This window comes from Streptomyces sp. 13-12-16 (genome assembly GCF_002114215.1).
Lineage (GTDB): Bacteria > Actinomycetota > Actinomycetes > Streptomycetales > Streptomycetaceae > Streptomyces.
The window spans coordinates 1-991 of sequence record NZ_NCTE01001024.1 but is presented as its reverse complement, the minus strand read 5'-3'; the positions used below and the strand labels follow the sequence as shown (position 1 = coordinate 991).

Below are 991 nucleotides of genomic sequence, written 5' to 3'. Positions count from 1 at the left end.
GGGCCAGTTCGCGGCGGAGGGCGGGCCAGGGGTCGAGGCCGGGGTGGTGGTCGGCGAGGGCGGCGGCGATCTCCATGAGGTGGTTGACGACCAGGCAGTAGACCAGCCGTTCCCAGCCCGCCTCCCGGGAGACCGCGGACAGCAGTTTCACGCCCTCCGCGTCCCGGTACAGGACCCGTACCGGCATGCCGTCGGGGTCCATGGCGACGAGCGTGTTCTGCAGGTGGGCCTCCAGGACGACGCCGTGTCCGTCGAAGGCCGTCAGGGCCGGGGGGACCACCCGCGACAGGTAGGCCTCCCACCAGGCCGCCGGCCGCGCGGTGGCGGCCAGCGGGTTGCCGTCGAAGCCCTCCACCAGGGCGGCGGCCAGGTAGGGGGTCGCGCCGGGCGGGAGGTGGTCGCGCAGGCCGTCGCGTACGACCACGGCCAGTTGTTCGTGGGCGAAGTCCGCGGTGCGGTGGCCCCGGTCGCTCTGCCAGGCCGCGTCGAACCCGGCGAAGGCGCCGCGCACGGCCGTGTCGGTCGCCCGGAGCCTCAGCAGGTCGTGGCGCCACAGCCGGCGGACGTCGTTGGTGATGCGCACGTCCAGGCTGAACTTCAGGAACAGGTCGCGCCCGGGCGCGTACACGGTGCGGACCGCCGCCGTGGGCCACACCGGGAAGGGGGTCGTGCCCAGCCGGATCAGGCGGCCGTCGGCGAAGGCGGGGGCGAGGTCACGGGCCGCGAGGTCCAGTTGCCAGGGGTGGGCGGGCAGCAGGCGGTAACCGGGCGGCGCGGTGCCCAGGCGGTCGAGGGCCGCGGTGTCGCCCTCGTCCACGACCGTGTCCTCGCGCAGCCCCAGCAGCGTCAGCGGGAAGCGGGCGTGCGCCTCGGGCGCGTACGGCAGCCAGGCCGCCACGGGGCCGCCGCCGCGTGCCTTGGGGGCGGGGTGGTGGGTGTGGCCGGTGACGAGGGCCTGCTCGGAGCGCAGATACGGGTCGTCCGGCGGGGT

Annotated in this window: 1 protein-coding gene; it reads right to left on the bottom strand. The window is 75.9% G+C overall.

The features are described 5' to 3' along the window. Positions 1-991 (bottom strand): IucA/IucC family protein (locus B7767_RS34525; protein ID WP_085575544.1); only part of this gene is annotated, 991 nt, incomplete at both ends.